The sequence below is a fragment of the Paramaledivibacter caminithermalis DSM 15212 genome, assembly GCF_900142245.1.
In the GTDB taxonomy this organism is placed as follows: domain Bacteria; phylum Bacillota; class Clostridia; order Peptostreptococcales; family Caminicellaceae; genus Paramaledivibacter; species Paramaledivibacter caminithermalis.
Genome location: NZ_FRAG01000107.1, coordinates 1 through 5,267, shown reverse-complemented (window position 1 = coordinate 5,267; position 5,267 = coordinate 1). Strand labels below are relative to the sequence as shown.

General features: G+C 30.4%; 6 protein-coding genes. All 6 read left to right on the top strand.

All coding sequences use genetic code 11. The features are described 5' to 3' along the window. Window positions 1-407 precede the first annotated feature (407 nt). Complete coding sequence (locus tag BUB36_RS19935) at window positions 408-548, top strand: hypothetical protein (protein ID WP_165613151.1); 141 nt, start codon at window positions 408-410, stop codon at window positions 546-548. Between the two features lie 20 nt (window positions 549-568). Next, window positions 569-697, top strand: a complete 129-nt coding sequence (locus BUB36_RS18405) for a hypothetical protein (protein WP_242655917.1) — start codon at window positions 569-571, stop codon at window positions 695-697. A gap of 370 nt (window positions 698-1,067) precedes the next feature. Further along, window positions 1,068-1,835 carry a TatD family hydrolase gene (locus tag BUB36_RS18400; protein ID WP_073153691.1) on the top strand — a complete coding sequence of 256 codons (768 nt, stop codon included), beginning with the start codon at window positions 1,068-1,070 and terminating at the stop codon, window positions 1,833-1,835. Between the two features lie 442 nt (window positions 1,836-2,277). Beyond that, on the top strand, window positions 2,278-3,315 hold the full coding sequence (locus BUB36_RS18395) for a 3D domain-containing protein (RefSeq protein WP_073153688.1): 1,038 nt from the start codon (window positions 2,278-2,280) through the stop codon (window positions 3,313-3,315). Between the two features lie 155 nt (window positions 3,316-3,470). Further along, window positions 3,471-4,001 carry a ribonuclease M5 gene (gene rnmV / locus BUB36_RS18390; protein ID WP_073153694.1) on the top strand — a complete coding sequence of 177 codons (531 nt, stop codon included), beginning with the start codon at window positions 3,471-3,473 and terminating at the stop codon, window positions 3,999-4,001. A 21-nt stretch (window positions 4,002-4,022) separates the two neighbouring features. Further along, window positions 4,023-4,886 carry a 16S rRNA (adenine(1518)-N(6)/adenine(1519)-N(6))-dimethyltransferase RsmA gene (rsmA, locus tag BUB36_RS18385; protein ID WP_073153685.1) on the top strand — a complete coding sequence of 288 codons (864 nt, stop codon included), beginning with the start codon at window positions 4,023-4,025 and terminating at the stop codon, window positions 4,884-4,886. Window positions 4,887-5,267 lie beyond the last annotated feature (381 nt).

Sequence of the window (5,267 nt, the reverse complement as noted above, 5' to 3'; positions counted from 1 at the left end):
CTGGATAAAAGAGAGTGTGTTTTTCCGTCTTCCCATGTATCCAAATTTATTACAACCATAGTGAAATTTAATCTTTTTAAATTTATCTTTAGGGAAAAGTCTTTGATACAGGATTTTTCCCTATTTTCATTATTGCTATTTTATGCAATATTATATTTTGTATTAGATTATTTAGTCTGACTTAAGCTTTTAAGATAAAATAATTTGCAGTTATTGATAAGATTCAGGGTGGAATAAAGTGCTGTTTAACATGGGTGAAAGAAAGCAAAATAGATGGTTTGACATGTACAACGTGACAGAATGCCAAAAGAGATGCTTCTTTTTGACATAAAATAATAATTGTATATTAATGAAGCAAACAACAGAGTTGAATAAATATCCTTTTATTTATTCTCATAGCAGGATTTGTGATATACGGATATGGTTCTTTTAAATTGCATTGGAGGCTAAATTATTTAAGCGCAATGATGTTGGCTGTTGTTTTAATAAATGGTTCAATAGGAAAAATGTATCCAGATGATATGGCGAAGGTTTTTCAAATACCATAATACCTACATCAGGAGTTTTAATGGCTGCCCTTGGAGTTGCTAAAGTACCCTATGAAAAATGGTTAAAATGTATGGTGCCGTTATTTGGGATTTGGGTATTAATAGGGACAATTGAAATAGCATTTGCCACAATGATAGGATGGTCATAAAATAAAGGCTATTTTAATAGGGTATAATAATAATTATATAAAATTTACATAGTAAAACTTAATTTATACGTGTACAAATACGCAGCGTTTCTAGGTGTTTTGGACATGTATAAATTAAAGTCTTTACTTAAATCCCTACAGTAATAATCAACTTAGACATTAATAACTATTGAAAGTAAAAGTATGTTAATATAATATATAGCTAGCAGCTTCTTGTTGCTAGTTATAATTTTGCATATATTTATTTTACCATAGTAATAATTATTCTTTGATACCGTGATTTGACTTGGTGTTTATATATCCATAATCATATTAAAAATTGTAGAGTTTTACTATAAAAATCTAGTATACTATGGAAGGAGAATACAATATGATATTTGATTCACATGCACATCTAGATGACAGAAGATTCGACAAGGATAGAGATGAGGTAATAAAAAGGGCTAAAGAAAATGGCATATCCTACATAATGAATCCAGGGGCAGATTTTGAAAGCTCTGTAAAAGCTGTAGAACTTGCTAATAAATATGATATGATCTATGCTGCAGTCGGAGTTCATCCCCATGATGCAAAGACCATGGATGATATGTTGCTTCAGCTTTTAAAAAGCCTAACAAAGAAGCCAAAGGTTATGGCAATTGGAGAAATAGGATTAGACTTTCATTATGATCATTCTCCAAGAGATGTTCAAAAAAAATGGTTCAGAGAACAAATTAGATTAGCTAAAGAGGTTAATTTACCAATTATTATCCATGATCGAGAAGCAAATAATGATGTTATGAATATATTAAAAGAGGAAAAGGCCTTTGATACAGGAGTTTTAATGCATTGTTACTCAGGTAGTGCAGAACTTGCTAAACAATATATAAGAAATGGTGCTTATATTTCTATAGCAGGACCAATTACCTTTAAGAATGCAAGAAAAACTGTTGAAGTTGTAGAAACAATATCAATAGATCATTTAATGATAGAGACAGATTCTCCATATTTAACTCCCCATCCCCATAGAGGAGAGCGAAATGAATCTAGCTATGTTAGATATGTAGCAGAAAAAATAGCTGAAATTAAAGGCATATCAGTAGAGGAAGTTGCAAAGCGAACTACTGAGAATGCAAAGAGATATTTTAGGATAAAATGATATATAATTTTACTTTAAATTTCATACTCAACTTTTAAATTTTATTCAAATATATAGGATTTACATAGTAAAACTTAATTTATACATGTACAAATACGCAGCGTTTCTGAGCGTTTTGGACATGTATAAATTAAAGTCTTTACTTAAATCCCTATAGAACAATTTAAAAATGTTATGCTATTAGTTTTTAAATTTATACTAATGTCGGTGAAAGTCTAAAATTGCCCAGGAAATACATAATATATTAGGGAAAATTGCTAATGCTCCTGTCAACTTCTTTTCAGAATACAAAAGTATATTTCTGTCAATAATAGCATAATGTAGCATATAATGTTTGACATAGGGTTTTATTTATTATAGACTAATGTGAGTTATAATACTAGGAAAAAATAAGACCCTTTGATTATTAATAATGAGTGCTTGTTTATAAGGAGGTATACTTATGGAGCTATTTAATAAGCTTCTAAATGTATTAAAGAAAAAAAATACAATCATCATTATAAACGTTATGTTACTATTGACTGTAATTTCAATGGAAACTATATTTAATAAGAAAATAACAATAATAGATAAAGAAAAAGAGATTAAGATTGAAACCTTGTCTTCTAAGGTTGATAAAGCACTAAAAAAAGCTGGAGTCACCATTAATGAACATGATCAAATAGATGTTGATATGAATACTAAACTAAAGGATGGTATGGTAATACAAGTTAAGAGAGCATTTGAAGTAAAGATAAATGTTGATGGAAAAAGCTTAGATGTATTGACTGCCAATAATAAGGTAAAGGATATATTAAAGGAATACAATATTGAATTAGATGAAAATGATAGAACACAGCCAGCCTTTGATAAAGAAATTCACCCAAAGGATACAATTGATGTTATAAGAGTAGAAGAGAAATTAGTAAAAGAGGTAGTTAATATACCCTACAGATCTATAATAACCTATAGTGAAGAAATGGAAGCAGGAGCTATCAAGAAAAAAAGAGATGGAGAAAATGGCAAAAAAGAAGTAGAGTATAGGATTGTTTATGAGAATGGCGTAGAAGCAATTAGAGAAATAGTTAATGAAAGGATTATTAAACAGCCAGTGGATGAATTGATAGTGAGGGCTTCCGAAAAGTATTTTGTAGCCTCCAGAGGGCAGCCTGTAAGATATAAGAAAGTATTAATAATGTCAGCAACTGCATATGATCTTTCTGTTGAAAGCTGCGGAAAAACTCCAGATCATCCTGAGTATGGAATTACTAGAAGTGGAACCAAAGCAAGACCAGGAGTGGTAGCTGTAGATCCTAGGGTTATACCTTTGGGTACAAAGCTATATGTGGAATCCTTAGATGGAACTAAGGACTATGGCTTTGCTTCGGCAGAGGATACAGGAGGTGCTATAAAAGGGAAAAAAATAGATTTATTTATGGAAGATCCTAAGGCCGTTGCAAGATATGGTCGCAGAAATGTTAGAGTATACATATTGGATTAGATATATAGGATTTACATAGTAAAACTTAATTTATACATGTACAAATATGCAATGCTTCTGGGCATTTTGGACATGTATAAATTAAAATCTTTACTTAAATTCTATATTAACTTGTAGCTTTGAATTAAATAAATACTTGCGAGGTAGTGTATATGATAATAAAGGAAGTAATAGTTGTGGAAGGAAGAGATGATGAGGCTGCTGTTAAAAGGGCTGTAGATGCAGAGATAATTGTTACTCATGGGTTTGGGATTACTAAGGACACCTTAAAAAGAATTAAATTTGCACAGGAAAGAAAAGGTGTAATAATTTTTACAGATCCAGATTCTGCAGGTGAGAGAATCAGAAAGACTATTTCTAGTAAAATAAAAGGATGTAAGCACGCTTTCCTACCTAGAGAAGAGGCTATTAAGAATAATGATATAGGTATAGAAAATGCTACACCAGAGAGTATAAGGTCAGCCCTTTCCAAAGTAAGAAGCCTATTAAATGAAAAGAGAAATGAATTCAAAAAAATTGACTTAATTATTAATGATTTAGAAGGTTCCAAGAATGCCTCCAAGAGAAGAGATGAACTTGGGAAAATACTTGGTATTGGATATGGGAACTCAAAACAATTTTTAAATAGATTAAATAATTATGGAGTAGAGCGTGAAGAGTTTGAAGATGCTTTAAAAAAAATATAGAATAATAAGGGCAGGGATACTATGGAAAAATTGTCATCGCCTAAAATAACTAAGGAAATCGTAAATAAATATGGATTTAAATTTTCAAAAAGTTTGGGGCAAAATTTTTTAATCGATGAAAATATTATATATAAGATAATTGAAGGCTCACAAATTACTAAAGAGGATATTATTGTTGAGGTTGGACCGGGGATAGGAACCCTTACACAGTATCTAGCCGATAAAGCAGAAAAAGTATTGGCTATAGAAATTGACAAGAGCCTTATTCCTATATTAGAAGAAACCCTTAAGGATTATGAAAATGTAGAGGTTATCAATTCCGATGTACTAGATCTTGATTTAAAAGGGTTAATTGAGAATAAGTTCCCAGATAGAAAGGTTAAGGTTGTGGCAAATTTACCTTATTATGTTACAACACCTATAATAATGAAGTTTCTAGAAGAGGAGGTTCCTGTTAAGGATATAGTAGTAATGGTACAGAAAGAAGTTGCCGATAGGCTTAAGGCAAAACCTAAAACAAAGGATTATGGTTCTCTTTCTGTGGCAGTACAGTACTATTGTGAACCAGAAATTATAACGAGAGTACCAAAATCAGTATTTATTCCAAATCCCAATGTAGAATCTACAGTTATAAGGCTAAAGGTTCTGGAAAATCCTAAAGTAAATGTTAAAGATAAAAAAGTTTTTTTAAATGTAGTAAGGGCTTCCTTTGCTAAAAGAAGGAAGACATTACTTAATTCATTATCCTTTAGTGATTTTGAATTAAGCAAGGATGAGATTAAAAAAATACTTAAGGCAAGTAATATTGACTCCAATAGAAGGGGAGAAAGCCTTACTATACAAGAATTTGCTATTCTTTCAAATAATATTAGTAGTATTTTATAGAAAAAGACTAAATCTTGATAAGGATTTAGTCTTTTTCTATAATATTCTTGCTTCAAAGTCACAAGGGGACATCAGACTGCGTAAGAACAGTCTATTATTCAAACATTTTCAAGTACAATATTGTAAATATTTAACTTTAGTATTTTCATAATCAATATGTCAACAAAAAGTATTGAAAAAAGCGTGTTTTTTAGCTTTCAATATCTCTATTAGTTCCTTAACCCCTATAATATTTATTATTCCGATCAGATTATATGTAAAAAAAGTGCATAGCAGACTCAGCCTTCACATTTCCATTACCTCTTGTTAGAAAATATGAAAACCCCAATGATCTTTTTATTATATCAAATACATGCTCTACTATCATTTCATGTTAATACA

Excerpts from the sequence above, each read along its gene's own strand:
- BUB36_RS18405 (WP_242655917.1), top strand. The coding sequence starts at position 569 with ATGGCTGCCCTTGGAGTTGCTAAAGTACCCTATGAAAAATGGTTAAAA.
- BUB36_RS18400 (WP_073153691.1), top strand. The coding sequence starts at position 1,068 with ATGATATTTGATTCACATGCACATCTAGATGACAGAAGATTCGACAAG.
- rsmA (WP_073153685.1), top strand. The coding sequence starts at position 4,023 with ATGGAAAAATTGTCATCGCCTAAAATAACTAAGGAAATCGTAAATAAA.
- BUB36_RS18395 (WP_073153688.1), top strand. The coding sequence starts at position 2,278 with ATGGAGCTATTTAATAAGCTTCTAAATGTATTAAAGAAAAAAAATACA.